This window comes from Pseudomonas sessilinigenes (genome assembly GCF_003850565.1).
GTDB classification, from domain to species: domain Bacteria; phylum Pseudomonadota; class Gammaproteobacteria; order Pseudomonadales; family Pseudomonadaceae; genus Aquipseudomonas; species Aquipseudomonas sessilinigenes.
On record NZ_CP027706.1, the window covers coordinates 6,437,254 to 6,463,708 of the forward strand.

Genomic DNA, 26,455 nt, shown 5'->3' on the forward strand with positions numbered 1-26,455 from the left:
CGAGCCCGGTATGCCTGCCATCCATATCAAGTTTCCCGCCCTGACCCTCAAGGCCGGCCCCCGGGCCCTGGCGCGCATCCGCCGCCAAGGTCTGCACGCCGGGGAAGTCGGCACCTTGCCGGGGGCCGCCGGCGGCCCCAAGGCCCTGGGCATCCAGGGCCTGGACCTGGCGCTGTTCGGTGAGTGGCTGCCCGCCGTCCCCCGCGAGCGTTCGCTGATCGGCGCCTCGGTGGGCTCCTGGCGGTTCGCCAGCGCCTGCCTGCCCGATGCCGCCGAAGGCATCCGCCGCCTGGGCCAGCTGTACAACGCCCAGAGCTTCGCCAAAGGCGTGACCATGGCGCAGATCAGCCAGAGCTCGCGACAGATGCTCGACGACCTGCTCGAAGGCCGCGATGCCAGCATCCTCGACAACCCCCAGTACCGGCTGAACATCATGGTGGTCAAGAGCCACGGCCTGCTGGCCGATGACCATCGCGGGCGCCTGGGCCTGGGCTTGTCCTCGGTGATTGCCGACAACCTGCGGGGCCGCGCGCGCCTGTCGCGGCACTTCGAGCGCCTGGTGCTGCACGACCCGCGCCTGGCGCCGCCGCTGCACGCCCTGGAAGACTTCCCGTCGCGCTTCGTCCCCTTGGATCGCGGCAACCTGCGCCAGGCCCTGCTGGCCTCGGGCTCGATCCCCATGGTCATGCAGGGCGTACGCGAGCTGCCTGGCGCCGGGGCCGGCACCTTCCGCGACGGCGGCCTGCTGGACTACCACCTGGACCTGCCCTACAGCGGCAGCGATATCGTGCTCTACCCCCACTTCACCGACCGGGTGATCCCCGGCTGGTTCGACAAGACCCTGCCCTGGCGCCGAGCCAGCCCCGAGCGCCTGCGGGACGTACTGCTGCTGGCTCCCTCCCGGGAGTACCTGGCGCGCCTGCCCTACGGCAAACTGCCGGACCGCAGCGACTTCAAGCGCTTCATGGGCGACGACGCCAGCCGGCAGAAATATTGGCGCAGCGCCATGGACGAAAGCCGGCGCCTGGGCGACGAGTTCCTCGAACTGGCCAGCCAGGATCGCCTGGGCGAGCGCCTGCAAAGCCTCTGATGCCCGGCACGGCTGCGGATTGACCCTTTAGTCAGGGTTTTCCCGCAAGCGGTGGGGCAAGCTGATAGACTCGCCGCCTGCCTCATTTCGCCCCAGGGCGATGCCATCCGACAGAGCTGACCGACACCGTGGAAATCTTCAAAGAATTTACCTTCGAATCCGCCCACCGCCTGCCTTTCGTGCCCGAGGGCCACAAGTGCGGCCGCCTCCATGGCCACTCGTTCAAGGTGGCGATCCACCTGAGCGGCGAGGTGGACCCACACACCGGCTGGATCCGCGACTTCTCGGAAATCAAGGCGATCTTCAAGCCGCTGTACGAGCGCCTGGACCACAACTACCTGAACGACATCCCCGGCCTGGAAAACCCTACCAGCGAAGTCCTCGCCAAATGGATCTGGAACGAGCTCAAGCCGCTGCTGCCGGAACTCAGTGCCATTCGTATCCACGAAACCTGCACCAGCGGCTGCATCTATCGCGGCGAATAAGCCCGCAAGGGCCGGGGAGCAAGCGCCTGGCCCAGCCCACCGTACGGCAGGCTCACACGTACCGACGTTCAGGCCTATGCTTGCCCCGTCTCCTCGACTGCCGAGCATCCGCGCCATGCCATCGATCATTCGCCCAGCCGTACCCGACGATCTCCCGGCCATCGAAAGCATCGCCAAGAGGGCCTATGCCCCCTACATCGCTCGAATCGGTCGCCAACCGGCACCGATGCTCGAGGATTATTCGTGCCTGGTGCTGGCAGCCCAGGTCTGGGTACTGGAGGACCAGCAAGCCATCGCGGGCTTCATTGTGTTGCTCGATGCCCAGGAAACGCTGCTGCTGGACAACCTTGCGGTCAGCCCCGAGGCCCAGGGGCGTGGCTATGGCCGCCAGCTGCTGGCCTTCGCCGAACAGCAGGCCCTGGCCGCCGGCCACAGTTGCGTGCGCCTCTACACCAACCAGGCCATGAGCGAGAACATTGCCCTGTACGGTCGCCATGGCTACGTCGAGACCCATCGCGCAGTGGAGAACGGGCTGCACCGGGTCTACATGAGCAAGGCCCTGGACTGATCCGCTCGATCGCGACAAGCAGGCCTGCCGCCCCGGCCACGGCCGCCAAGGCTTGATCCTCGCCTCTTGAACCCTTAAAACAACGACCTTCGCCCTAGACCCTCCAGGAGCCCATCATGGAAAGCAGTTGGCTGACCCATGCCAAACGCTTGCAAGCCATCGCCTCGACCGGCCTGCATTTTTGCAAGGACATTCACGACCGCGAGCGCTACCAGGAGATCGCCGATATTGCCCACCAGATGCTCGCGCAACTGGGCAATGTGCCGCTGGAGCGCATCACCGGGCTGGTATCGGACTTCGCCCAGCGCTATTCGACGCCCATGGTGGAAGTGCGCGGCGCACTGATCGAGGACCACAAGATCCTCCTGGTACGGGAGATGGCCGACGGTCTCTGGGCCTTGCCCGGCGGCTTTGCCGACGTCGGCCTGTCGGCCAGCGAGAACGTGATCAAGGAAATCCACGAAGAGGCCGGGATCGAGGTGGCCGTACGCGGCCTGTACAGCATCCGGCACAAGGCCAAGGGCCCCTACAAGGCCGACCATCGCGACTTCTACAAGCTGTATTTTCTCTGTGAGCGCCAGCACCGTGCTGCGCCAGTGGCCGGCAGCGAGGCGAGCGAGGCCGCCTTCTTTGCCCTGGACCAACTACCGCAGCTATCCCAAGGACGCACGGTGGAGCGGGATATCCGCGAGGCGTTCGACTTCCACCAGGGCAAGACCGTGCAGGTGCAATTCGACTGAGCACCCTCTGATGTAAAGTGAGCTTGACACCGTCATTCGCCCCACCTAATGTAAAGCTCACTTTACATAAGGAGATCGCTCATGGGCGCCAAGCGCTATATCGTGGAATTCACCCTGACCCTGCTGGCCTATATCGCTTGTGTCTTGCTCAGCAGCCATTGGCTGGCGGATATGGAGCCAGGCCCGGGCAAGATCGCCCTGGCCCTGGTACCGGTAGTACCGATGATCGCCATGGCCCTGGCGGTCGTCCGGCAGTTGCGGCGCCTGGACGAAATGGTCCGGCGCGTCCAGCTCGAGGCCCTGGCCCTGTCCTTCGTCTGCACCGCGCTGATCACCTTCAGCTACGGTTTCCTGGAGACCGTCGGCCTGCCCAGGCTCTCGATGTTCTACGTGTGGCCGCTGATGGGCCTGATCTGGGCCCTGGCCACGGTGGCCGGCATGCGGCGCTACCAATGAACAACCAGGTACGCGAACTGCGCACCCGGCAAGGCTGGTCCCAGGCTGAACTGGCTACCCGGCTCGGGGTTTCACGGCAAACGGTGAATGCCATCGAGACCGGCCGCTACGACCCCAGCCTGCCCCTGGCCTTCAAGATCGCACAGGCCTTCCAGATGCCCATCGAAGGCATTTTCAGCCCTGACCCGGATTGACCTGGCGTAGGGCACGCCAAGCCGATCCAGCCCGGGTTGCACCGTTTTACAGCGACAGAATCGATCGCACCGGCCCGGGCATTGGCTATAACTGCTGGGTCGCCCTGAACCCGGCGGCGAGCACCGGCCATCGCTTCCCAGGATTGGCACGGCACCTGCAAAAGCGTGGTACCACTCAGACCAGGGACAGGCCATGACCCAGCACGCACCCGGCAACGACTACCCCTTGAGCGAAGTCCCGCAGCATGCCCGCAAGGGCCTGGCCTCCATGGCCATGGTGCTGCTGGGGTTCACCTTCTTCACCGCGACCATGTTCGCCGGCGGCAAGCTGGGGGTGGCCTACGACTTCACCACCCTCTTGACGGTGATTGTCCTGGGCAACCTGCTGCTGGGAATATATGCCGCGAGCCTGGGCTATATCGCCTTCCAGAGCGGGCTCAACTCGGCACTGATGGGACGCTTCTGCTTCGGTGAGCGAGGCAGCAAGCTCAGCGACCTGATCCTGGGCTTTACCCAGATCGGCTGGTACGCCTGGGGCACCGCCACCGCGGCGGTGGTGCTGGGCAAGTACCTCCACCTGGACCAGGGAGCGGTGCTGGGCTTGATGCTGCTGTTCGGCATGGGGTTCTGTGCCACGGCCTATATCGGCTACCGCGGGCTGGAGATTCTCTCGTGGATCGCCGTGCCGGCCATGGGCCTGTTGCTGATGCTGTCCATGGGCGTCGCCACGGCCAGGATCGGTGGTCTCGACGGCCTGCTGGCGGTCGTGCCCAGTACCAGCCTGGACCTTTCCACCGCCATCACCCTGGTCTTCGGCACCTTCGTCAGTGGCGCCACCCAGGCCACCAACTGGACCCGGTTCTCGCGCTCGGCCAAGGTCGCCATCAGCGCCAGCCTGATCGGCTTCTTCATCGGCAACGGCCTGATGGTACTGATCGGGGCCTATGGCGCCATCGTCTACCAGCAGCCGGACGTGGTCGAAGTGCTGCTGTTGCAGGGCTTTGCCATGGCCGCCATGGCCATGTTGCTGCTGAATATCTGGAGCACCCAGGACAACACCATCTACAACTTCGCGGTGGCCGGCTGCAACCTGCTGCGCACCGACCGACGCAAGACCGTGACCCTGGTCGGTGCCGTGATCGGTACCCTGCTGGCGATGCTCGGCATGTACGACCTGCTGGTGCCCTACCTGATCCTGCTGGGCACGGTGATCCCACCCATTGGAGGCGTGATCATGGCCGACTTCTTCTATCGTTGGCGCGGTCGCTACCCGCGCCTGGCCGAGAGTTCGCTGCCTGCTTGGAACTGGCCTGGCCTCGGGGCCTACGCTGCCGGCACCCTGGCGGCCTTCGGCTCGCCCTGGATCGCGCCCCTGGTGGGCATTGGCGTCGCAAGCCTGGGTTATGTCCTGCTCAGCGCGATGCTCGGCGGCCGCGCACCGGTGGTGGTCGATGCCGGTTGAACCCGAGGTTGCACGCAGGCTTGTTCCCTCGCCACGCCACGGGTCTATCATGGCCCGCACTTGTCCAACGATCGCCGGACCAGGGGCTAGCCCCGGATCTGGCGACTGACCGCCTGATCCAAGGAGCCGTCCCGATGTTGATCACCAACGCCCGCCTGCGCCACCGCGAAGGCCTGCACCAACTGCACCTGGAGCATGGCCGCATCGCTCGCATCGCCCGCCAGGCCCCCGATAGCCCAAGCCCCCTCCCGGCCTTTGGCCCGGAGCACCTGGATGCCGGCGGCAACCTGGTGGTGCCGCCTTTCGTCGAGCCACACATCCATCTGGACGCCACCCTGACCGCTGGCGAGCCACGCTGGAACATGAGCGGCACGCTGTTCGAAGGCATCGAGTGCTGGGGGGAGCGCAAGGCCAGCATCACCGCCGAAGACACCCGCACCCGGGCCCACAAGACCCTGCGTGCCCTGGCGGCCCATGGCATCCAGCATGTGCGCACCCATGTCGATGTCACCGATCCCGACCTGACCGCGCTCAAGGCCATGCTCGAAGTCCGCGAGCAGGCCCGGCACCTGGTGGACTTGCAGATCGTCGCCTTTCCCCAGGAAGGCATCGAATCGTTCCGCAATGGTCGCCAACTGATGGAACAAGCCATTGCTCTTGGAGCCGACGTGGTGGGCGGCATCCCGCATTTCGAATACACCCGCGACCAGGGCGTGAGCTCGGTGAAGTTCCTCATGGACCTGGCCGAACGCACTGGCTGCCTGGTGGACGTGCATTGCGACGAGACCGATGACCCGCACTCGCGCTTTCTCGAGGTGCTGGCCGAAGAGGCCCGCAGCCGCGACATGGGCTCGCGGGTCACCGCCAGCCACACCACGGCCATGGGTTCCTACGACAACGCCTACTGCGCCAAGCTGTTCCGCTTGCTGGGGCACTCCGGGGTCAGCTTCGTCTCCTGCCCGACCGAGAGCATCCACCTGCAGGGCCGCTTCGATACCTTTCCCAAGCGCCGCGGGCTCACCCGGGTCAAGGAGCTGCTGGATGCGGGCATGAACGTCTGCTTCGGCCAGGATTCCATCGTCGATCCCTGGTACCCCCTGGGCAACGGCAACATCCTGCGAGTGCTGGAAGCCGGTTTGCACATCTGCCACATGCTCGGCTACAGCAACCTGCAAAGCGCCCTGGACCTGGTCACCGACAACAGCGCCAAGGCCCTGGCCCTGGGTGAGCGCTACGGCCTGGAGGAAGGACGCCCGGCGAACCTGCTGATCCTGTCCGCCGACAGCGACTACGAAATGCTCCGTAGCCAGGGCCTGCCGCTGTACTCGATCCGCCACGGCAAGGTGCTGATGCAACGCCAGATGGCCCAGGTGCAGTTGCAGGACACCGCGCTGTAGCCCCACGCTTGGTGTAGCCGCTGCCGCAGGCTGCGCACGGCTCGGCAGCGGCTACAGGGGAATGCGTTGGGCGGTGCCGAACAGGCTCACGCGATGCAGGACTGCGTCGCGCTCCTCCAGGCGCAGCGGCGCGGTGCCACCCGGCATCACCACCTGCACCTCGCCGGCCTTGACCCAACCCACTCGCCAGGCGGCGCAGGCCACGGCACTGGCACTGGTGCCGGAGGACGCCGTCGGCCCCTCGCCCCGCTCGAACACCCGGGCCACGATGCGCTGCGCCGACTCGCGAGCCGCCCATTGCAGGTTGACCCCGGCCGGGCACGGCTCGCCACTGCCCACCGGCAAGGCGAAGGCCGTGGCGGTCAGGCCCTCGGCCAAGGGCGGCTCAAGCATCTGCCGGTTGTCCGGCAAGGCGCTGGCCTCGTCCACCAGGGTCACGCAATGGGGATTGCCGACCCGCACGAACTGGCTGTATTCCCATTGCGGGTTCAGCGCCTGCAACGGAGCGACCTGGCTCAGTTGGCGTCCATTGAACGTCACTGCCTCGACGCCCAGAGCCGCCACCGCCTCGGGGCCGAACGCCGGTTGCCCAAGATCCAGCCAGAAGCCCTGCACACCCGCCACCTGGGCTGGCTCCACGGCCGTGGTCACTGGCGAGAGGCCGGCGCCCTGGTCGTGATGGACCTGCAACAGGGTCTGCCCCGGGTCCTGCAGCAGCCCTTGCTCGGTCAGGGCCTGGGAGAAGATCGTCAGGCCGTTGCCGCTGCGCTCGGCCAGGGTACCGTCGGTGTTGACGATCAGCAGGTCGAACGGCGCCTCCTCCTGGAACGGCCCCACCAACAGGCCATCGCTGCGGTGGGCCTTGGCTCCGGCCGGGCGGCTGCCCGGCGCCCAGTCGCACAAGGCGGCGATGGCCTGCTCGGCCCATAGCCGTCGGTCCCGCGCCGCCTGGGCTGCTGTACCCGGCAGGGCCACCCCCAGGCGCCGCAACGCCGCCGGCGAGACCACGCCATAGATATTGCCCCGTGCATCGTAGAACGCCGCCATCGCCCATCTCCGGAAAAAACCAGCCGCTGACAGTACGGCCAATGCCTCGGCTGCACCAGAGGGGTGATCAGCGAATCGGCAGGGCCATCGGCCGGATCGGCGCCGCATCGGCACCACGCAACTTGAGCGAGGCACCGATAAAGGCGAACTGGTAGACCTTGTCCCGGGCCAGGCCCTCGAGATTTACCAACTCCATGATCGGCGCGCCCTGCATCGCCAGCAGGTAGGTGTGCAATGGCAGGTAGTTGCCCTCGATCTCGGACGGGAAGGTCTCGAAGCTCAGGTTGTCGGCCCCCACCACCATGGCACCGCCCTCTTCCACCAGGAACTTGGCGGCATCCAGGCTCAGGCCCGGCGGGTTGGCCATGTACACCTGGGCGTTCTCGTAGTCACGCATGCGCCCGGTACGGATCAACACCACATCGCCCTTCTCCAGGGCCACCTTCTGCTTGGCCAGGGCCTGCTTGAGGTCGGCGCGGGTCACCCGATAGCTGTCGGCCAGCTGGTCCAGGCCCTTGGCCGCGGCCACATCGATCATCACCCCGCGAGCAATGATCGGTGGCAGCTTCTCGGCCCCGGTGACGTTCCAGCCCCGGTCGCCCAGGTGTTGGTCGGCGCGGAAGCCGTTCCAGATCTTGCCGTTGAGCCCGAAGTGGTTGAGGGCGTCGATATGGGTGCCCATGTGGGCGTACATCGACACCGCCGAACCGCTGTAGCTGACGTGCTGGTTCATTGGCTCGCCGACCTGCATCGGGTCGGCGATCACATTGCCGTGGGGGGTGTGGGTCATCCACATCTGGTATGGCGGATCGCCGGCAGCCTGCCAGCTGGGCATGCCGACGAAGTAGTCCACCGCCAGGTCGTAGGCCTGCTCGCCACTGACCCGGGACATGATCGCCGCCCGCGATTGTGGGGTGATCAGGTTCAGGCGGCCGATCTCATCCTTCGGCCCCCAGGGGCTGATGCCCACGTCTGGCTGCTGCGCGGTGGCAGCGCTGCAGGCGGCACTGATGAGCGACAGGGCCAGGACCCCGGGAAGGATTTTCGACATTGCGCGGATACCCATGACAACACTCCTTTGAAGTAGAGGTGGCCATGGTATTGGTCGCTTATTCAGAGATAATCAGCCAATTGGTGAATAGATATTCAACTTAAGGGAAACAATATGGATGTACTGATGGCCATGCGCACCTTTCGCCGGGTGGTGGAACGCGCCAGTTTCAGCCTTGCCGCCACCGACCTCGGGCAGTCCACCGCCGCGGTGAGCAAGCAGGTCCGGCAGTTGGAGGAACGCCTGGGCAGCTTGTTGATCTTGCGTACCACTCGACGCATGAGCCTGTCGGAAGCCGGGCAAAGCTACTTCACCGAGTGCTGCCACCTGCTGGACGAACTGGACGCCCTGGAGCGCGCCACCCAGGCCGGGTCGAGCGAGCCTGGCGGGCGCCTGCGGGTCAACGCGCCGCTGTCGTTCGGGCTCAAGGTGCTGTCGCCGATCCTGGTGGCCTTCATGCAGCGCTATCCGCAACTGCACGTGGACCTGACCCTCAACGACCAGGTGCTGGATGTGGTGGGCGAAGGGTTCGACGTGTCGCTGCGGATCCGCCGCCAACTGGAAGACTCATCGCTGATCGCCCGCCACCTGGGCCAGGTCGAGCAGGTGATCTGCGCCGCGCCGGGCTATCTCCAGGCCCAGGGCACGCCAGTGGGCATCGCCGACCTGCACTCGCATCGCTGGCTGGCCTATCGCCTGGCCGAGCATCCCGGGCGCTGGCAACTGGAAGGTCCCGAAGGACACACCCGGCTGGAGCTGCCGGTGCATTTCGCGGTGGACAACAGCCTGATGCTGGCCGACATGCTGGTGGCCGGCCTGGGCATCGGCGCCCTGCCCGGTTTCGTCGCCCAGCCATTGCTCGACAGCGGTCAATTGTTGCGGGTACTGCCCGACCAGAGCCTGCCCAGCCGGCACATCTACGCCCTGTATCCCAGCCAGCGGCACCTGTCGCAGAAGGTCCGGGTATTTGTCGACTTCCTGGTCGAGGCCTTGCAGCAGCCTTGAAGATCAATCAACGGTGGGCACCTCCAGCCCAACCTTGACCCGGTTCATCGCCACCAGGGTCTTGAAGCGCTTGACGTTGTGGTTGTCGAAGAACAGCTCGCGGGTCAGCTGGTTGTACTGGGCCATGCTGCGCACGCAAAAGATCAGCACGAAGTCGCACTCGCCAGCCACGTAGTAGCACTGCTGGACCTGGGGGCAGGCCTGGAAGCTGCGCTTGAGCGCATCGAGCTGGTCGATCCGCTCGCTCTCGACTTCCACCTCGACGATGATACTCAGCTCATGGCCCAGGGCATCGGGGGCGACCACTGCGGTATAGCGTTCGATCACCCCCTCCTCGGCCATGCGCTTGAGACGGCGGTTGACCGCTGCGGTGGACAGGTTGACCCGCAACCCCAGTTCGCTCTGCGCGGTGCTGGCATCGCGCTGCAGCTCGGCGAGCAGCTTCAAGTCGTAGGCGTCGAGGCTGGTGGTCATGGCGGGACTCCGGATACGGCACGGGGAAAGTGGAATGATATTGCGCAAAAGCGCGCGATTATGCGCAACGAACGCGCTGCCTGCGCAAGTTTGTTCCGGCCTGCCGCGGCGATCCAATGGCAGCCTCAGGGCGCTCGCCAATTCATGGGGCTCCCCCTGGGAATGCTTGCCCGAGCAAGACTGCCTCTGCTCGACACCCCTGGGGTGATCAGCCACGAGGCGAATCGCGGTCAGGCCCCACAGGGTTATTTCTGCAACCTTGGCTCGCCAGATTTGTCACAATCCCCGACTCGGCCGCACGGGTGACCTGCGCTACCTGGCGACCGGCGGCGGATTACCCTGGGTATCCGTTCGCCCATGCTCCTGATCAATATTGAAGACGCCACCGACACCGGGCCCTACCAGCACAGGGTCGGCGAGACGGCACGATCGGCGGTCCCCCGCACGATGCCCGGCCAGCAAGGATTTTTATGACTGCCAGCAACACCCACTTCCAGGCCACCCCCGGCCGCCTCGAACAGATGTCCACCCGCGTGGCCTATTTCATCGCCGGTTTCGGCATCGCCGCCTGGGCTCCGCTGGTGCCCTACGCCAAGAGCCGGGCCGGACTCGACGAGGGCACCCTGGGCTTGCTGCTGTTGTGCCTGGGCGTAGGCTCGATCCTGGCGATGCCCATCGCCGGCGCCCTGGCCGCGCGCCATGGCTGCCGGCGGGTGATGGCCGTTGGCACCTTGCTGATCTGCATTGCCCTGCCCTTGCTGGCGACCCTGGCGTCGGCGCCGTCGCTGATGTTCGCCCTGTTCATGTTCGGCGCCGGGCTCGGCACCGTGGACTCCACGGTCAACCTGCAAGCGGTGATCGTCGAGCGAGCCAGCGGCAAGACCATGATGTCGGGGTTCCACGGCATGTTCAGCCTCGGCGGGATCGTCGGCGCCGCTGGCGTCAGCGCCCTGCTGGGCCTGGGTTTGTCGCCCCTGGGAGCGACCCTGGTGGCGGTGGTACTGATGCTCCTGGCCCTGGCCAAGTCCGCACCGCACATGCTGCCCTACGGCAGCCAGAGCTCGGGACCGGCCTTTGCCGTGCCCCACGGCGTGGTGCTGTTCATCGGGTGCCTGTGCTTCGTGGTGTTCCTGGCCGAAGGCGCGGTGCTGGACTGGAGCGCGGTGTTCCTCACCGCCGAGCGCGGCCTGGACACCGCCTACGCCGGCCTGGGTTATGCCGCCTTCGCCCTGACCATGACCGCCGGGCGCCTGACTGGCGATGCCATCGTCCATCGCCTGGGCGCCCGTCGGGTGATCTTCATCGGTGGTGCCACCGCGGCGGCCGGCATGCTGCTGGCCACCCTGGCCCCGGCCTGGGAAGCGGCGCTGCTGGGGTACGCCCTGGTGGGCGCGGGGTGCTCGAACATAGTGCCGGTGCTGTACACCGCGGTGGGCAAGCAGAAGGTCATGCCCGAGGCCATCGCCGTCCCGGCCATCACCACCCTGGGTTACGCCGGCATCCTCGCCGGGCCGGCGGTGATCGGCTTCATCGCCCATGGCAGCAGCCTGAGTGCAGCCTTCGGCCTGATCGCCGCGGCGCTCTTGGCAGTGGCCGCCAGCAGCAAGGTGCTCAAGGTCTGAGCCCCCAGCCATGTAGCCGCTGCTGAGCCTGCGGCAGCGGCTACACGAAACCAGCAGCGGCGGCACGTCTCAGAAGCCGACGCTGGCCTGGATGAAGAAGGTCCGTGGCGCGCCGACGTAGATCCCCGAGTTGTTGTCGCTGGAGCGGGTGAAATACTGGCGGTCGAAGACGTTCTTCACCCCGGCGCCCAGCTTGAGGTTCGACAGCTGCGGACCGAAGTCATAGCCACCACGGATGTTCCACAACACGTAGCCGGGCATGTCGCCATACTGGCCGTCGGCGCTGCCATCGGTGATGTAGTTGCCGCTGAAGGAGCCGTTGGCATTCACGCCTGTACCCGGAGAACGTTGCCTGGACTGGGCGAAGGCATCGATGTTGTAGGTCCAGCGATTGATGTCATAGCGCAAGCCGGCAGTGGCCACTTGACGCGAGTAGAACGGCAGGTCGCGGCCCTTGAAACCAGGAATCTCGCCTTCGTAGCTGGCCCGGGTGTAGGTGAAGCCGGCGTTGGCGCTCAGGCCTTCGAGACGCGGGTCCAGGCTCCCCAGGTTGTAGTGCACAGAGGTTTCCACACCCTGGTGCTTGGTAGCACCGAGATTGGTCCAGCCCACGTCGTTACTGATGTACTGCAGCTCGTCGTCGAAGTCGATGTAGAACAGCGTCACCTCGCCCCCCCAGACATCATCGTTGTAGCGCGTGCCGATTTCGTAGGTCTTGGCCTTCTCCGGGCTCAGGCCGTTGGCGGTCTGGTCACCCTGGCCGCCCTGGCCCAGTTGGAAGTACTGCAGGCTGCCAAAGGACGTCTCGTAATTGGCGAACAGCTTCCACGCATCGGACAGGTGATACATCACGCTCAGGGCCGGTAGCGCCTCGTTGCTGTCGATGCTGCGGCGCTTCTCCTGAACGCGTATGCCGTTGGTTCCCGGCACCGGTCGGTCATGCCAGCGGGTGCTGATGTCCTCGAAGCGGATCCCCGGGGTGATGGTCCAGTTGCCGACGTCGATCTTGTCGTCGATGTAGTAGGCATGGGCCTCGGTGCCGCCGGTACGGTCCTGGTAGACGTGACCGTCGGAATCCTTGGTCAGCACCGGCTGGTTGTTCACCAGGGCGACGCGGCTGGCCTGCTCATGCATGCCTTCCTTCAGGTAGCGATAACCCACACTCACCTCCTGGGTGGTGGGCCCGAGGTCGAATACATGGGACAGCCGGGGCTCGATGCCGAAGGTGTAGTAGGTGCGCGGATAGGACACCAGGGTCTTCTGGTCGCGGGCAGCGATGTTGCTGCCGCGGAAACTGTCGGAGTAGTAGGTCAGCACCTCGAACTGGGTGCGGTCGTCCACCTGGCGCAGGTACTTGAAGGACAAGTCCTTGCGCCGGCCACTGAAGTTGTCCCAGTCCCGGTCGGAGTCGTAGGGGTGGGCATCGTACTGCTTCTGGGTCAGGCCGCCGGGCATGTCGGCGGTGGCATCGTAGTAATGCAGGTTCAGCGAGAAATCGTCCTGGTCGGTGGGCGCCCAGTGGGTCTTGAGGATCACGTCGTCGATGTCGTTGCCGTTATTGCGCTCGCGATAACCGTTGCCATTGACCCCGGAATACAGCAGCGCCACCCCCAGGCCGTTGTCGGCGGTACCGCCGAGAAAGGCCGTGTCGATATGCTTCCAGCCGCCACGCTGGGAGGTTTCCAGGGTCGTGCCGATTTCCCCGGTGGCTTTCTCCGGGATGGCACGGGTCACGAAGTTGATCACCCCACCGACGTTCTGCGGCCCGTAGCGTACCGAACCGGCGCCACGCACCACATCGATGCTGTCCAGGTTGCCCGAGGAAATCGGCGCCATGGACAGCTGCGGCTGGCCGTAGGGCGCGAAGGCCGCCGGCACGCCGTCGATCAGCACCGTGGAGCGCGGCGACAGGCGCGAGGTCAGGCCGCGCACACCGACGTTCAGGGCGATATCGCTGCCGCCGGTACCGTTGGCGTCCTGCACCTGCACCCCCGGCACCCGGCGCAACACATCGCCGACGTTCATCGCGCCCTGCTCGACCATGGCCTCGCGGCGGATCACCGTACGTGCCCCCGGATGGTTCTGGACTTTCTCGGCATCGGCATCGGCCAGCCAGTCGCCCACCACGCTGATGCTGGTGGAGTCCAACTGCAGGGTACCGGCGGCGGCAGCCGGGGCCGGGCTCAAGGTCACCGAACTGCCGTCGATCCGGTACTGCAGGCCGCTACCCTGGAGCAACTGGCCCAGGGCCTGCTCCGGGGAGAGGTTGCCATCCACCGCCGGGGCCTGCTTGCCAGCCACCAGCTCGGGGCTGAAGAACAGTTGCAGCGAAGTCTGCAAACCCAACTGGCCCAGGGCCTGGCCCAAAGGCTGGGACTGGATATGGATGGCATTGGCGCCCTGTGCGGCCTGGGCCTGGGGTAATGCGGCCGACACCGCCAGGGCCAGCGCCAGAGGCAGCCAGCGGCGGGTGGGCAAGGGTGATACGGCAGGAAGAGCGGTTATTTTTGTCACGTCGGCGGCTGTCCTGTGGATCGCACCAGGGTGCGTCTGTTAATGCAAACCAGTTGCGTTGGACAAGAAGACGACGAACTGAAAAAAAACCTGAATCTAACGGGAAAAAATTTCCTGGCTACCGTCGGCCCGGGTGCGTACCGCCACTGGCAGGATGCTCGGCAGGGCTTTGAGCAGGGCGTCGGTGTCATCGGACTTGAATACGCTGGTCAGGCGCAACTCACCCAGCGCCGGACTGGCCAGGTGCAGCGGCGGCTGGCGGTAGCGCGCGACCTCGGCCAGCACATCGGCCAGCCGGGCGTTGTCGAACACCAGCTTGCCGTGGCGCCAGGCCGTCGAATTCTCGGGATTCACCGCGTAGGCCGTGGCCACCCGGCCCTGGGCGTCGACATGGGTCCCAAGGCCCGGAGTCAGGGTGATGAAGTCATCGGCGCCAGCCTGCCGGCCCTGGACCTTGACCCGCCCCTGGGCCACCACGACCCGGGTCTGTTGCGGATCGCGGCGCACGTCGAAACGGGTCCCGGTCACCGTGACCTTGCCCGGGCCGGCATTCACCACGAAGGGTCGGGCGCTGTCGTGCTCGACGCTGAACAGGGCCTCGCCCTCCTCCAGCTCCACCAGGCGCTGGTCCTGGGCATAACGGACCTGAAGCCGGCTGCGGCTGTTGAGTTCGACCTGCGAACCGTCGGGCAAGGCCACCAGGCGCCGCTCGCCCAGGGCGGTGGCGAAGCTGGCGCTATAGGAAGTCGTCGGGCCCAGGCCGCTGAACGTACCCAGGGCCACCGCCACGACCAGCACCGCAGCCGCCGCGGCCACACGCAACCACGGGCGCCGCCTGCCGGTAGCCGCAGGCTCGGCGCACAGGGCCTGCAAGCGCTCCGCTGGCACCAGCTCCGCAGCGGCCCATAACGACTGCAACACTTGCCACTCATGGTGGTGTTGCGGGTGTTCGGCCAGCCAGTGCTGGAAATCCGCCTGTTGCTCCTGGCTCAGCCCGGGCTCTTGCAGACGCACGAACCACTGCGCCGCCTCATCGCGAACCTTGGCCTGTCCACAGGCACAAGCGCGGCTGTCCATCATGCGGATTCCTGTTTGGCAGAGGGTGAAGAAGCCTTGCGACTCATGGCAGCGGCCCATCCAGGCGCTCGCGCAGGTGCCGCAGGGTGCGGATCATATACTTTTCCACCATGTTTTTTGACAGCCCCAGGCGCTCGGCGATCTCGGCCTGGGTCAGGCCCTCGATCTTCTGCCAGACGAACACCTTGCGGCAGTTCACCGGCAATTCCCCCAGGGCCCGTTCGACGGACGCAGCCAACTGCAACGCATGCATGAAATGCTCGGGATCGCCGCTGGGCGACACGCCAAGCTGGGCCTGGTGTTCTTCCAGGCCCGCGCGCCGGTCTTCACGGCGAAAGGCATCCACGGCGATATTGCGCGCGGTCTGGTGCAGGTAGGCGCGCGGCTGTTGCACGCTGGCGGCGTCGGACTCCAGCACCCGGACGAAAGTGTCATGGGCCAGGTCCTCGGCCTGCTGGCGATTGCGCAAGCGCCGGGTCCAGGTGCCGATCAACTCTTCGTAATGCTCGAAAAAGCCTGGTCTGCGGGGCGGCTTGGCTGTCATCGCAATGCGCTGGAAAGGTGGGGCGTGAATAGTAATGCTTCGCATTAATGCCGGCAATGGACTTGCCGACCGCTCGCCTCCTAGCGGCTATAGAACCTTGGCGGTTCGACAAACAGGTGGGTCTGCCCGGCCACCAGCCAATCCCCCAGGCACGGTTGCAAGTGGGCCAGGCAATGCAGCAGTTGCCACGCCTGGGCATAGGGAAAGTCCAGCAGGCGCAGGCTCAGTCCCATGTCACCCTCCCCTGGCGGATGCTGCGCACGCGCAAGTTCCAACCGAGATTGAGCCCGGCGGCGGCCAGCAGGATCGCTGCACCGCCCAGGACCTGCAGCCAGCCCAGTCGGTGGCCGAAAACCAGCCAGTCCACCAGCACCGCCACCAGCGGATAGATAAACGACAGGGCCCCCACCAGTACCGTGGACAGCCGCTGGATGGCGCCATAGAGCAAGGTCGACATCAAGCCGGTGTGGACCACGCCGATGGTCACCAGGTAGAACCAGGCCTCGCCGGCGGGCGCTGGCAGCGAACCCAAGGCGAAAGGCGCGCTGAGCAGCATGCCGAGCAGCATCTGCAGCAGCACGATCAACGGCGCCGGGACTTCGCGCAGATGCTTGGTGGTAGCCGCGGCGATGGCATAGAAGAAGGCCGCGCCCAGGGCCAGGAGGATGCCAAGCAGGTAGTCGTCGCCGACCATTCCCGAGGCAGGCCGGGCACCGACGATGAACAGCATTCCGGCGAAGGCCAGGGCCAGCCAGCCGAGCTTGCCCGGCGTCAGGCGCTCACCGAACAGCAATGCCCCAAGGCCCACCAGCATGAACGGCTGGGTGTTGTAGACCACGGTGGCCACGGCGATCGACGCCTGGCTGTAGGCGCTGAACAACAACACCCAGTTGAGCATCAGCGCGCAACCACCCAGGGCGATCAGCGCCACCTGGCGCCCGCTCAAGCGCAAGCCTCGCAACAGGCCCAGGCCGGCGCAAGCCAGCAACATCGCCAGGGCCCCGAACACACAGCGCCAGAACACCACCACCCAGGGGGACTGGCCGGAACCGACCACCAGCCAACCCACAGTGCCCGAAATCAGCATGGCCCCAAGCATTTCCAGGGTTCCGCGAGTCTTCACCTTCATCCCATCCCTCTCGATCACAGGCGCTCGGACATGGACGGGTGTGAGAAACTCCGACGCAGGGCCAGCGAAATCCATTAAAACGAACAATTATTCGACATAATGAACACCGAAATTTATGCCCGTCAAGGATCTCAAGGATGATTTAATAGACGTTATGAACGATAAAACGAACGAAATGAACGAACTCTCCCCCATCGGCCTGCTGGCCCATGCCATCAAGCGCGAGCGCCTGAACGCCGGATTATCCGTTTCGGAACTGGCCAAGCGGGCCGGGGTGGCGAAATCCACCCTGTCGCAACTGGAAGGTGGGGTGGGCAATCCCGGCATCGAGACACTGTGGGCCCTGGCCATGGCCATGGGCCTGCAAGTCACCAAGTTCCTGGAACAGCCCGCCCCGCAACTGAAGGTGATCCGCGCGCACGAAGGCGTGACCGTGCACGCCGAGGACGCGCCCTATGCCGCCACGTTGCTGGACAACTGCCCGCCGGGGGCGCAGCGCAACCTGTACCGGGTGCTCGCCCAGCCCGGTCGGCCACGGCAGTCGAGCGCCCATCCACCGGGCACGGTGGAACATGTCTTGCTGTGCCGCGGACGAGCGCTGGCCGGTCCACTGGAGCAGCCCCTGAGCCTGGAGCCCGGGGACTACATCAAGTACAGCGCCAGTACCCCGCATCTGTTCGAAGCGCTGGAACCGGACACCCTGGCCCTGGTGGTGATGGAACATCCCTGATCAGCGCAACCCAGTCCCACGGCGCAGGTATTTATCTGTGCCGTCGAGTCTGGAATCATGCCCCCTCTCCCTACAGGATCGAGCCCCGATGCCACTTCTACCGCGCCTGGCCACCACCCTGCTCGGGGTGCTGCTGGGCAGCCTGGCCGCCCACGCCGCCCAGGCTCCTGAGCCGCATATCTACTACAGCCTGGTGCCCGGGCATTACCTGTTCATCGGCAAGGAGCCGGACGGTGGGCCGACATATTCCGGCACGGCGGTGATCCGCTTCGAAAACCAGGCCCTGACCCTGGTCAAGACCCTCAATGGCCAGACCACCACGGCCATTGGCAAGGTGGAGCGGGCCGTGATGGGCGAGGCCGAAGTGTTGCGCTTCAGCTGGCCGGGGCACAGTTCCACCTGCCTGGTGCGGGGTGACCTGGACAACTACTCGCGCCTGACCTGCTACTGGGTCAAGGCCGGGATCGAACACCTGGAGCCGGGCCTGGAAGCCTACTTCCCGACAGAAACCTGGCCTGGCCACCAGCCCGAGTGATGGCCGCCCCCGCCCCTACCAGTTGTGCTGGTTATTGCGCGACGGGGCGAGCAACTGGCGGGCCAGGTTGGCTGCTGCCAGGGGCGATGCGCTGTGCAGCAACGGATACCCCCAGAACTTTTCATAGTTGCCGGCAAAGGCCTCGACCCCGGCCTGGGCCTCAGGCTCCGGGGCGATCACGATCATGGCCTTGATCCAGCGCTGGATCGCGGCCTTGTTGCGCTTCATCCACAGCGCCCCTTGCTTGAGCAAAGCCTTGCTCTGCTCGCTGGCGCGCTCTTGCGGATCGGGCATACCCTCGCTCAACAGGACGAAGGCATGGCCACGCTCCATGAGTTGCTCGAGTTGCTGGAAGGGGTCGGTTTCAAGATCCGGACCGGGGGCGACGTTGCGCATCCAGACCAGTGGGAAATGCTGGTGATCGAAGTACATGGGACACCTCATGATGGCTTTCAAACAAGAATGCTTATCATCTTCGAGAGGCAATCTGTCCGCATCAGTCAAGATCGACAAGTTATTGATCGATCCAGCCAAAGATCGCCGCCAGGCCGTCGCGTCGTGTAGCCGCTGCCGCAGGCTGCGCACGGGCGCGTAGCGCTCGCAGATCCCGGGTGGTCGGGCGAGCGCTGAAGGCCCTGCGGGCCTTGGCGCAGCCTCGCAAGCTCGACCGCGGTGACAGGAATAGGCGTGAAGCGCAATTACAGGTCGCTGTCCAGGGCCTGGCGGCGCTCGGCGAAAAAGCGTCCCGGTGGCTGGCCCACCGCCTTCTTGAACATGCGGATAAACGCACTGGCGCTGTCGTAGCCCAGGGTCAGCGCCACCCGCTCCACCGAATCACCACGCCCCAGTTGCTTGAGCCCCAGCAAGATATGCAACTGGCGCTGCCAGCGGCCAAAACTCAACCCGGTTTCGGCCAGGATCAGGCGGCTCAGGCTGCGTTCGCTAAGACCGATCAGCTCCCCCCACCGCTCCAGGCTATGGCGCTGCTGCGGCTGTTCGAGGATCTGCTGGGCCAGGCGGCGCAATTGAGCATGCCCAGGCATGGGCAAGTGGATCTGCTCGCGCGGGGCAACGGCCAGCTCGTCCAGGGCCACCGCCATCAACCGCCCCTCGGCGCCGTCCAGGTCGTAGAGCTGCGGCAACTGCGCACAACGGCGCAACAGCTCCTGCAGCAACGGCGACACCGCCAGGGTACAGCAGGCATCAGGCAACTCCCGGGCCTGCTCCGGCTCGACGAACAGGCAGTAACCCTGGGCATGCTCCAGCCCCTGGACCCGGTGCGCGACCCCGCTGGGAATCCAGACGGCGCATTGCGGTGGCGCCAGCCAGAGACCCTCGGCGCTTTCGCAGCTGAGCACCCCGGCCAGGGGGAACAACAACTGCGCCTTACGGTGGCTGTGCCAGGGTCGCTCCCAGCGCTCCTCCTGGGCCGAGATGCGCAAGGCGCACACCGGACGCGCGATGGCGTCCGGGTCCTGGATCTGATCCTGTTGGTCGAACTCGGGCATGTCGGTCCCTGCAACGGTTACGTCGGTTGCCCGCCGCCCCAGTGGGTTGCATGGCAAGGCCGGCCATTGTGCCGGGGGGCCAGCCCTCAGCCAACCGCGGCACGACCCCAGGCAGGCCTAGCGGTAGTAACCATAGCGGTAGCAGCAATGATGATAGTGCCCGGGGTACACCACGCAGCCGCCCAGGGACAGCAGGGTGGCCATGACCAACAGCAGTGCGATACGGCGCGTCATGATCGATTCCTCATGGGTTCGTCGAGATGGCCGGGGATGTGCCCCGGATATCGCTTGAACGTGATGAGCACGGTATTTCCGTCGCCCTGGCCAGAACATTTCCAGCCACGTGCCTGGCTGAACCCGGGTTGAATCATCCGCCGAAAAATATTTCATCGCGCCGCGACGGATTGCGCCGCCATCTATCGTTGAACCCATCAGCTGCGTGCATCAGCCAACGCAGGCCTGAAGGAGTCATCATGAAGCTTGCCCGTTTCCTGTTGCTGGTCCCCCTGGCGCTCAGCGCCTTGGCCAGCAGCCCCTCATTCGCCCAGACCGTGATCATCCAGCAGGCCCCACCGCCCATGCGCTACGAAGCACCGCCCATGGCTCGCCCCGGCTACGCCTGGGACCGCGGGCATTGGGGCTGGCAAGGCCGTGGCTACGTCTGGGTGCCTGGCCACTGGCAACCGGTGATGCGTCGTGGCCACTGGATCCCCGGGCATTGGCAGGCCCGTGGGCCGAACTGGTTCTGGATCGAAGGTCACTGGGCTCGCTGAGCCCGACACCCTCTGGACTGCCCCATTACCGGACCGAGAATCGCCCATTTGAACGACACCGACCCGGACCTGGAACTGCTGGCCCGCATCGGCAACAACGAAGCCCAGGCCGTGAAAGAAATGGTCACTCGCAAGCTGCCGCGCTTGCTGGCCCTGGCCAGCCGCCTGCTGGGGGATGCCGACGAGGCCCGGGACATCGCCCAGGAGAGTTTCCTGCGGATCTGGAAACAGGCGGCGAGCTGGCGCAGCGAGCAGGCGCGCTTCGATACCTGGCTGCATCGGGTCGCGCTGAACCTGTGCTACGACCGTCTGCGGCGGCGCAAAGAGCACCTGAGCATCGACACCGAGCATGCCGTCGAGGTCGCGGATAGCGCCCCGACACCCGTCGACCAGCTCGAAGCCCAGGCCCAGAGCCAGCGCATGGCCCAAGCGCTGGCACAACTGCCGGACCGCCAGCGCGAGGCGATCGTCCTGCAGTACTACCAGGAACTGTCCAACACCGAGGCCGCGGCGCTGATGCATATCAGCGTCGAAGCCCTGGAAAGCCTGCTGTCGCGGGCCCGGCGCAACCTGCGCAGCCATCTGGCCGAGGCCCCCGGAGCGGACCTCTCAGGAAGGAGAACACCATGACCCCCGAACGTTTTGCGCAACTGGCCGATGCCTATGGCAGCGACCTGCGACGCTGGCCCGAAGCCGAACGCAGTGCTGCCCGCCGCCTGCTGGACACCGGCCACCCCGATGCCCTCCAGGCCTTGCAACAAGCCAATTGGCTCGATGGCCGACTGGACAGCTACCAGGTCCCCGAACCCAGCCACGCACTGATCCGGCACATCGTCGCCAGCGCGTCCGCGCAACAACGAGCGGTATCGCGCTGGCCCCGCCACGCCGGTTGGCTGGCCTCCCTGGGCTGGCTCGGAGTAGGTCTGAGCGGTGTTGCAGCCGGCATGCTGGCCGTCGCCTTGAGCCTGCCACTGCCCCACTCCACTGAGGCATTGCCGAGCGTTTTCGACCAGAGCGATGCGGAATTCGTCCTGAGCATCAACACCGAGGAGGCCGAGCAGTGAACCTGTCCCCCCGCCCACTGAAAACCTTCCTGGTGCTCTCGCTGCTACTCAACGTGTTCCTGGTTGGAGGGGTTGCCGGTGGTCTCTACCAATGGCTGGGCCAGCCCGGCCCCGCCCGGACCCTGGCAGTCCCCCAACACGGCCTGCGCCAGGCGATGGCACAGTTGCCCGAGGAACGCCGGCACCAGTTGCGCCAACTCCTGCGCCAGACCCGCAAGGACAGCCAGCCACTCCTGATGGCCGGACGCCAGGCACGCCTGGCAGTGGTCCGGGAGCTACAGGCCGATACCCTGGATCGCACGGCGCTGGACAACCAACTGAGTCAATCCCGGGAGGCCGACATCGCCCTGCGGGCCCGGGTCGACGAAACCCTGGCGGAGTTTGCCGGCAGCTTGTCGCTCCAGGAACGCCAGCACCTGGTGGAATCGATGTACCTGCGGGGACCTGGGAAAAACCGCGCGGCCCTGGGCAACTGAAGCACCAGCGACGGATTTCCTGCTGCCCCACGTTCAATCAGCAACGGCCCATCAATGTGGCGGGCCGGCTATTCATACTCAGGAAACCTGACCATGCATCGCGTCCTGCAAAGCCTTCTGATCGCCACCCTGCTCGGCACCACCCTGGCCGGCTGTGTCGTTGCCCCGGCGCATCCGCGTCGGCCACCTCCGCCGATCGTCGAAGTGGTACCGGTGGCGCCAGCACCGGGTTACCACTGGGTCGCCGGACATTACCGCTGGCGCGCTGACCAATGGGTCTGGGTACCCGGCCATTGGCGGTACTGAACGACGGGACAGTGCTTGGGCTACCAACAGCAGCGACCGCAAGTACAAGATGGCCTGCGATCGCTGAAGGCCCTGCGGCCCTTGGCGCAGCCTCGCAGGCTCGGCAGCGGCTACAGGCTGGCCTGCTCCAGCAACCAGCCCTTGAACGCCCCCATCGCTGCGGTTTCCGCCCGGGACTGCAGGCGGGTCAACCAATAGCTGCCCGTCACGATGCCAATGGCGAAGGGTTGCTCGATTGCGCCACTGGCCAGTTGACGCTCGAACATCAGGGGTGGCGCCAGGGCTACGCCCAGGCCTTGCAGGGCGGCCTCGAGCATGCCCAGGGACGAATCGAAGACGATGCTCTGGGGCAACAGTGCCTGGGCTCCCAGGCCGGCGGCCTGAAACCACTGCGGCCACTCATCGGTACGGTAGGAGCGCAATAGCGTCTGCCCCAGCAAGTCCGCCGGGGCCTGCAAGTGCTGGGCGATCTCCGGAACGCACAACACCGACAATGGCGCCTGCATCAACTGCACCGCATCGGTGCCATGCCAGGCCCCGCTACCGAATCGAATGGCGTAGTCCAGGCCCTCGGCCGCCACGTCCACCCGATTGTTATTGGTGCTCAAACGCAGGTCGACATAGGGAAAACGCGCCTGGAAGTCACCCAGGCGCGGCAGCAGCCAGCCCACCGCGAAGGTACCCACCGCCCCCACCGTCAGCACCTCGCGGTAGTGCCCGCCATCGAAACGACCCAGGGTCTGGGCGATGCGGTCAAAACACTCACGCAGCACCGGCAGCAACGTCTCACCCTCACTGGTAAGCATCAGCCCACGGGGCAGGCGCTTGAACAACGCGACATTGAGCTGGGCCTCCAGGCTCTTGACCTGGTGGCTGACAGCCGCCTGGGTCACACACAGCTCGATGGCCGCGCGAGTGAAACTCAAGTGGCGCGCCGAGGCTTCGAAGGCCCGTAGCGCATTTAACGGAAGATGTGGACGCAGCATGCTCATACCTTAGTTTTTCTAATAGCTCCTGCGAAATATCGTCGTTTGTCGACGCTACGCAGACGGCCTAAATTGGCCTCGCTCGACCAGCGCCTCCCCCACCAGGAAACCTGCTCGAGCCTGCCTCCAGGAGGCTATCCAGATTTTTCGAAAGCTAAAGGACAGCGAAGGTTCCTGCGGCAAAAATAACCAAAATACAGGGAAAAACACACAATCATGCGACAAATAACCTTGAGCGGACTGACCATGGCCAGCGCCCTCACGCTGCTCATCGGCTCCTCCCAGGCCCTGGCCGGGACCCACCTGAACAGCCCGTTGAAATCCGGCATAGACGCCACCATCCGCCCATTGATGCATCAGCAGGGCATTCCCGGCATGGCGGTGGCGGTCATTGTCGATGGCCAGCGACATTACTTTAACTACGGCGTTGCTTCCAAGGACAATCAGCAGCCGGTGGACAACGACACCCTGTTCGAGGTGGGTTCGGTGAGCAAGACCTTCACCGCGACCCTCGCCGGCTATGCCCAGGCCAACGGCAAGCTGGCCCTGCAAGACCCTGCCAGCCAGTACCTGCCGGCCCTGCGCGGCAGCGTCCTGGACACGGTCACCCTGTTGCAGTTGGGCACCTACACCGCCGGCGGCCTGCCCTTGCAGTTTCCCGACGAGGTTCAGGGAGAGGCCAAGACCCTGGACTACTACAACACCTGGAAGCCCACTTTCAGCCCCGGCACCCAGCGCCAGTACTCCAATCCCAGCCTCGGCCTGTTCGGCTACCTGGCTGCCCGCAGCCTCGGCCAACCGTTCGACGAGCTGATGGAGCACACGCTGTTCCCTGGCTTAGCCCTCAAGCACAGCTATATCAACGTGCCCAAGGACCAACTGGATCACTACGCCCAGGGTTACGACAAACAGAACCGTCCAGTACGCGTCGGCCCTGGCCCCATGGACGCCGAAGCCTACGGCGTGAAGACCAGCGCCCCGGACCTGCTGCAGTTCGTTGCCGGCAACCTGCAACCGGAACACCTCGACCCGCTCCTGCAAAAGGCCGTGGCCAGCACCCAAAGCGGCTACTACCAGGTCGGCGACATGACCCAGGGCCTTGGCTGGGAGCGCTACGCCTACCCCGTCTCCCTGGTCCGACTGATGGCCGGCAACTCGTCGCAGATGGCCCTCGAACCCCACCCTGTGCAGTGGCTGACCCCCGCCCAACTCCCCAAGGCCAACGCGCTGTACAACAAGACCGGCTCCACTAACGGTTTCGGTGCCTACGTGCTGTTTGTCCCAAGCAAGCAGATCGGCATCGTGCTACTGGCCAACAAGAACTACCCCAACGAGGAACGGGTCAAGGCTGCCCACGCGATCCTCGGTTTGCTGGAGAGCGCCCACTAGCGAACACACCGCAACCGATCGCCGGACACCACGGGGCCAGTAGTGCCTCGTGGTGTTTTCCTTGTGTCGGCGTCCACCAGGCCTAGAATCAATCCAGCACTGTCGACCACGGGCCTGCGCCGGGTGATGCCGCGCTGAACCTTCCACGGCGTTTTCCGGTCGATAACTGCAACCTGGCCAGGGTTGCCGGCGCACATGCGCAGGCAATCACCCAGGCACCTCAGCCGCCGGAGAGACGCCCTGTGATAACGACAATGCAAATCGCCAGAATCAAAGCCTGGGGCGCCCATGGCTTCACCGCCACCGGGGTGGTCAGCGCCCTGCTGGCGACCCTGGCGCTGTTCGACAACCAGCCCAAGGCCTGCCTGTTGTGGCTGGGGGTGGCACTGTTGGTGGACGGTGTCGACGGTTCCCTGGCCCGCAAGGTCAAGACCAGTTCGGTGCTGCCCAACATCGACGGCTCGGTGCTGGACCTGGTGATCGACTACCTGACCTACGTGTTCATCCCGGCACTGTTCATCTATCGCTACATTCCGCTGCCGGAATACAGCGCCTTGCTGGCCACCTCGCTGATCCTGCTGTCGTCGCTCTTGTGTTTCTGCAACGTCAACATGAAGAGCCACGACAACTACTTCCAGGGCTTTCCCGCCGCCTGGAACGTCGTCGCCCTGTGCTTCTACCTGATCGAACCCGGTCCCTGGACCACCCTCTTGAGCATCTTCGTCCTGGCCCTGCTGACCGCGACCCGGGTGCAATTCCTGCACCCGTTCCGGGTTCGCAAGTGGATGCCGGTGAACATCATCGTGACCTTCGTCTGGCTGCTCAGCGGCGCCTTGCTGATCCTCGGCCACCCGCAGCACAACCCGGCGATCATGGGCCTGTGGCTGGCGGCCTCGGCCTATTTCCTCGGGATCTGCCTATGGCGCTCGGCACAGGAATGGCTGGGCAAGGGGGCTTGAAGCGACACCGGGCCTGGCGCCCGGTGCGAATGATCGCCAGGCACGAACGGCCCGGCGCGACAACTCAGAACGCCAGTTTGTAGCCGATGGAGAACAGCATCACCGCCAGGCATGGGCGCAGGATTTCATCGGATACCCGGCCCGTCATATGGCTGCCAAGCCAGATCCCGGGCAGCGAGCCCATCAGCAGGAAGCCCAACAAGTGCCAGTCCATGTTGCCCATGCTGGCGTGGCCCAGGCCAGCCACCAGGGTCAGGGGTACGGCATGGGCAATCTCGGTGCCCACCAGGCGCTTGGTGGCCAAAAACGGATAGAGCAGGAACAGCGCGACGGTACCCAGGGCCCCGGCACCGATGGAGGTCAGGGCGACCATGGTGCCCAGGATCAGGCCTGTGACCACGGTCAGGCCATTGAGCCCGCCTGGGCTGGGACGGTAGTCACCGCCATGGCGCTGGGCAAAGGCCATGAGTTTCTTCTTGAAGACAATGGCCAGGGCAGTCAGCAGCAGGACCACGCCCAGGCCTTGCTTGATCACCGCGTTCAGGGCCTGGGGGTCGGTATGCAGGTTCTTCAGGAACCAGAGGGTTACCACCACTGCCGGTACGCTGCCCAAGGTCAGCCAGCCCGTGATGCGCCAGTCGATATTGCGGTTCTTCTGGTGCACCAGTACCCCGCCGGACTTGGTGATGGCGGCATACAGCAAATCGGTGCCCACGGCAGTGGCTGGATTGATCCCGAACCAGAGCAGGATCGGGGTCATCAGCGAACCTCCCCCCACCCCGGTCATACCCACGATGAACCCGACAATCAGGCCGGCGACGACAAAACCGAAATTACCCACATCCATCAAATAAAGCCCTACAGATCACGCGGC

General features: G+C 65.3%; 31 protein-coding genes. 19 read left to right on the forward strand and 12 right to left on the reverse strand.

All coding sequences use genetic code 11. The features are described from left to right. The first annotated feature begins 10 nt into the window (after positions 1-10). The 8 genes from C4K39_RS29440 to codA all read left to right on the forward strand — a co-directional run bounded on the left by C4K39_RS29440 (position 11) and on the right by codA (position 6,392). Positions 11-1,090: a patatin-like phospholipase family protein gene (locus C4K39_RS29440; RefSeq protein ID WP_124348110.1), complete on the forward strand. Its 1,080-nt coding sequence runs from the start codon at positions 11-13 to the stop codon at positions 1,088-1,090. A gap of 128 nt (positions 1,091-1,218) precedes the next feature. Further along, the gene (queD, locus tag C4K39_RS29445) at positions 1,219-1,575 is read left to right on the forward strand and encodes a 6-carboxytetrahydropterin synthase QueD (RefSeq protein WP_022639769.1); all 357 of its coding nucleotides are present in this window, start codon (positions 1,219-1,221) and stop codon (positions 1,573-1,575) included. Between the two features lie 115 nt (positions 1,576-1,690). Next, positions 1,691-2,143 (forward strand): GNAT family N-acetyltransferase, encoded by a 453-nt coding sequence (locus tag C4K39_RS29450; RefSeq protein ID WP_124348111.1) that lies wholly within the window; start codon positions 1,691-1,693, stop codon positions 2,141-2,143. Positions 2,144-2,259: 116 nt separating this feature from the next. Continuing rightward, on the forward strand, positions 2,260-2,883 hold the full coding sequence (locus C4K39_RS29455; protein WP_124348112.1) for an NUDIX hydrolase: 624 nt from the start codon (positions 2,260-2,262) through the stop codon (positions 2,881-2,883). An 81-nt stretch (positions 2,884-2,964) separates the two neighbouring features. Beyond that, positions 2,965-3,339, forward strand: coding sequence for a hypothetical protein (locus C4K39_RS29460; RefSeq protein ID WP_124348113.1), 375 nt, complete (start codon positions 2,965-2,967; stop codon positions 3,337-3,339). Next, the gene (locus C4K39_RS29465) at positions 3,336-3,533 is read left to right on the forward strand and encodes a helix-turn-helix transcriptional regulator (RefSeq protein WP_068582874.1); all 198 of its coding nucleotides are present in this window, start codon (positions 3,336-3,338) and stop codon (positions 3,531-3,533) included. The genes C4K39_RS29460 and C4K39_RS29465 overlap by 4 nt, the downstream gene beginning before the upstream one ends. 193 nt (positions 3,534-3,726) lie before the next feature. Beyond that, positions 3,727-4,995, forward strand: coding sequence for a cytosine permease (gene codB / locus C4K39_RS29470; protein WP_068582872.1), 1,269 nt, complete (start codon positions 3,727-3,729; stop codon positions 4,993-4,995). Between the two features lie 134 nt (positions 4,996-5,129). Continuing rightward, positions 5,130-6,392: a cytosine deaminase gene (codA, locus tag C4K39_RS29475; protein ID WP_124348114.1), complete on the forward strand. Its 1,263-nt coding sequence runs from the start codon at positions 5,130-5,132 to the stop codon at positions 6,390-6,392. A gap of 51 nt (positions 6,393-6,443) precedes the next feature. On the opposite strand, the gene C4K39_RS29480 is transcribed toward codA, so the two are convergent. Together C4K39_RS29480 and C4K39_RS29485 are read right to left on the reverse strand one after the other, a co-directional pair. Next, positions 6,444-7,439, reverse strand: coding sequence for a diaminopimelate epimerase (locus tag C4K39_RS29480; protein WP_068582866.1), 996 nt, complete (start codon positions 7,437-7,439; stop codon positions 6,444-6,446). Between the two features lie 67 nt (positions 7,440-7,506). Beyond that, a complete protein-coding gene (locus C4K39_RS29485) occupies positions 7,507-8,505 on the reverse strand; it encodes a cyclase family protein (RefSeq protein WP_068582864.1) in 999 nt (332 codons plus the stop codon). Between the two features lie 99 nt (positions 8,506-8,604). Between C4K39_RS29485 and C4K39_RS29490 the strand changes: the two genes are divergently transcribed. Then, positions 8,605-9,495: a LysR family transcriptional regulator gene (locus tag C4K39_RS29490; RefSeq protein WP_068582862.1), complete on the forward strand. Its 891-nt coding sequence runs from the start codon at positions 8,605-8,607 to the stop codon at positions 9,493-9,495. A 3-nt stretch (positions 9,496-9,498) separates the two neighbouring features. Here C4K39_RS29490 and C4K39_RS29495 read toward each other — a convergent pair whose 3' ends face one another. Beyond that, positions 9,499-9,969, reverse strand: a complete 471-nt coding sequence (locus C4K39_RS29495; protein ID WP_124348115.1) for an Lrp/AsnC family transcriptional regulator — start codon at positions 9,967-9,969, stop codon at positions 9,499-9,501. 470 nt (positions 9,970-10,439) lie between these two features. Here C4K39_RS29495 and C4K39_RS29500 point away from each other — a divergent pair, with 470 nt between their 5' ends. Continuing rightward, positions 10,440-11,591 (forward strand): MFS transporter, encoded by a 1,152-nt coding sequence (locus C4K39_RS29500; protein ID WP_124348116.1) that lies wholly within the window; start codon positions 10,440-10,442, stop codon positions 11,589-11,591. 69 nt (positions 11,592-11,660) lie between these two features. On the opposite strand, the gene C4K39_RS29505 is transcribed toward C4K39_RS29500, so the two are convergent. The 5 genes from C4K39_RS29505 to C4K39_RS29520 form a co-directional block, all read right to left on the reverse strand. Then, positions 11,661-14,105 carry a TonB-dependent siderophore receptor gene (locus C4K39_RS29505; RefSeq protein WP_437179344.1) on the reverse strand — a complete coding sequence of 815 codons (2,445 nt, stop codon included), beginning with the start codon at positions 14,103-14,105 and terminating at the stop codon, positions 11,661-11,663. Positions 14,106-14,201: 96 nt separating this feature from the next. Next, a complete protein-coding gene (locus C4K39_RS29510; RefSeq protein ID WP_124348117.1) occupies positions 14,202-15,185 on the reverse strand; it encodes a FecR family protein in 984 nt (327 codons plus the stop codon). A gap of 40 nt (positions 15,186-15,225) precedes the next feature. Beyond that, positions 15,226-15,726: an RNA polymerase sigma factor gene (locus C4K39_RS29515; protein WP_053137336.1), complete on the reverse strand. Its 501-nt coding sequence runs from the start codon at positions 15,724-15,726 to the stop codon at positions 15,226-15,228. A gap of 80 nt (positions 15,727-15,806) precedes the next feature. After that, positions 15,807-15,959 carry a hypothetical protein gene (locus C4K39_RS31635; RefSeq protein WP_022639787.1) on the reverse strand — a complete coding sequence of 51 codons (153 nt, stop codon included), beginning with the start codon at positions 15,957-15,959 and terminating at the stop codon, positions 15,807-15,809. Continuing rightward, positions 15,950-16,855: a DMT family transporter gene (locus C4K39_RS29520; protein ID WP_124348118.1), complete on the reverse strand. Its 906-nt coding sequence runs from the start codon at positions 16,853-16,855 to the stop codon at positions 15,950-15,952. The genes C4K39_RS31635 and C4K39_RS29520 overlap by 10 nt, the downstream gene beginning before the upstream one ends. 154 nt (positions 16,856-17,009) lie before the next feature. Here C4K39_RS29520 and C4K39_RS29525 point away from each other — a divergent pair, with 154 nt between their 5' ends. Both C4K39_RS29525 and C4K39_RS29530 read left to right on the forward strand, forming a co-directional pair. Beyond that, positions 17,010-17,585: a helix-turn-helix domain-containing protein gene (locus C4K39_RS29525; RefSeq protein ID WP_124348119.1), complete on the forward strand. Its 576-nt coding sequence runs from the start codon at positions 17,010-17,012 to the stop codon at positions 17,583-17,585. Between the two features lie 88 nt (positions 17,586-17,673). Further along, entirely contained in the window at positions 17,674-18,120 is a 447-nt protein-coding gene (locus C4K39_RS29530; RefSeq protein WP_124348120.1) for a hypothetical protein, read from the forward strand. Between the two features lie 15 nt (positions 18,121-18,135). Here the strand turns inward: C4K39_RS29530 and C4K39_RS29535 are convergent, their stop codons facing one another. Then, positions 18,136-18,552 (reverse strand): hypothetical protein, encoded by a 417-nt coding sequence (locus C4K39_RS29535; RefSeq protein ID WP_068582838.1) that lies wholly within the window; start codon positions 18,550-18,552, stop codon positions 18,136-18,138. Positions 18,553-18,818: 266 nt separating this feature from the next. Continuing rightward, positions 18,819-19,628, reverse strand: coding sequence for an AraC family transcriptional regulator (locus tag C4K39_RS29540; RefSeq protein ID WP_124348121.1), 810 nt, complete (start codon positions 19,626-19,628; stop codon positions 18,819-18,821). A gap of 473 nt (positions 19,629-20,101) precedes the next feature. Between C4K39_RS29540 and C4K39_RS29545 the strand changes: the two genes are divergently transcribed. The 5 genes from C4K39_RS29545 (at position 20,102) to C4K39_RS29565 (ending at position 22,247) form a co-directional block, all read left to right on the forward strand. Beyond that, the gene (locus tag C4K39_RS29545; RefSeq protein ID WP_068582831.1) at positions 20,102-20,401 is read left to right on the forward strand and encodes a YXWGXW repeat-containing protein; all 300 of its coding nucleotides are present in this window, start codon (positions 20,102-20,104) and stop codon (positions 20,399-20,401) included. Between the two features lie 48 nt (positions 20,402-20,449). Beyond that, positions 20,450-21,031 carry an RNA polymerase sigma factor gene (locus C4K39_RS29550; RefSeq protein WP_068582828.1) on the forward strand — a complete coding sequence of 194 codons (582 nt, stop codon included), beginning with the start codon at positions 20,450-20,452 and terminating at the stop codon, positions 21,029-21,031. Beyond that, complete coding sequence (locus C4K39_RS29555; RefSeq protein WP_124348122.1) at positions 21,028-21,465, forward strand: hypothetical protein; 438 nt, start codon at positions 21,028-21,030, stop codon at positions 21,463-21,465. Before C4K39_RS29550 ends, C4K39_RS29555 begins: the two co-directional genes overlap by 4 nt. Beyond that, positions 21,462-21,941: a periplasmic heavy metal sensor gene (locus C4K39_RS29560; protein WP_124348123.1), complete on the forward strand. Its 480-nt coding sequence runs from the start codon at positions 21,462-21,464 to the stop codon at positions 21,939-21,941. The genes C4K39_RS29555 and C4K39_RS29560 overlap by 4 nt, the downstream gene beginning before the upstream one ends. A 93-nt stretch (positions 21,942-22,034) precedes the next feature. Next, positions 22,035-22,247, forward strand: coding sequence for a YXWGXW repeat-containing protein (locus C4K39_RS29565; RefSeq protein WP_068582819.1), 213 nt, complete (start codon positions 22,035-22,037; stop codon positions 22,245-22,247). A gap of 110 nt (positions 22,248-22,357) precedes the next feature. Here the strand turns inward: C4K39_RS29565 and C4K39_RS29570 are convergent, their stop codons facing one another. Next, positions 22,358-23,233, reverse strand: a complete 876-nt coding sequence (locus tag C4K39_RS29570; RefSeq protein WP_124348124.1) for a LysR family transcriptional regulator — start codon at positions 23,231-23,233, stop codon at positions 22,358-22,360. Between the two features lie 216 nt (positions 23,234-23,449). Between C4K39_RS29570 and ampC the strand changes: the two genes are divergently transcribed. After that, complete coding sequence (ampC, locus tag C4K39_RS29575) at positions 23,450-24,622, forward strand: class C beta-lactamase (protein WP_124348125.1); 1,173 nt, start codon at positions 23,450-23,452, stop codon at positions 24,620-24,622. Positions 24,623-24,864: 242 nt separating this feature from the next. Beyond that, positions 24,865-25,581 (forward strand): phosphatidylcholine synthase, encoded by a 717-nt coding sequence (gene pcsA, locus C4K39_RS29580; protein ID WP_053137528.1) that lies wholly within the window; start codon positions 24,865-24,867, stop codon positions 25,579-25,581. A gap of 64 nt (positions 25,582-25,645) precedes the next feature. Here the strand turns inward: pcsA and C4K39_RS29585 are convergent, their stop codons facing one another. Beyond that, positions 25,646-26,428, reverse strand: coding sequence for a sulfite exporter TauE/SafE family protein (locus C4K39_RS29585; RefSeq protein ID WP_124348126.1), 783 nt, complete (start codon positions 26,426-26,428; stop codon positions 25,646-25,648). Positions 26,429-26,455: the final 27 nt, after the last annotated feature.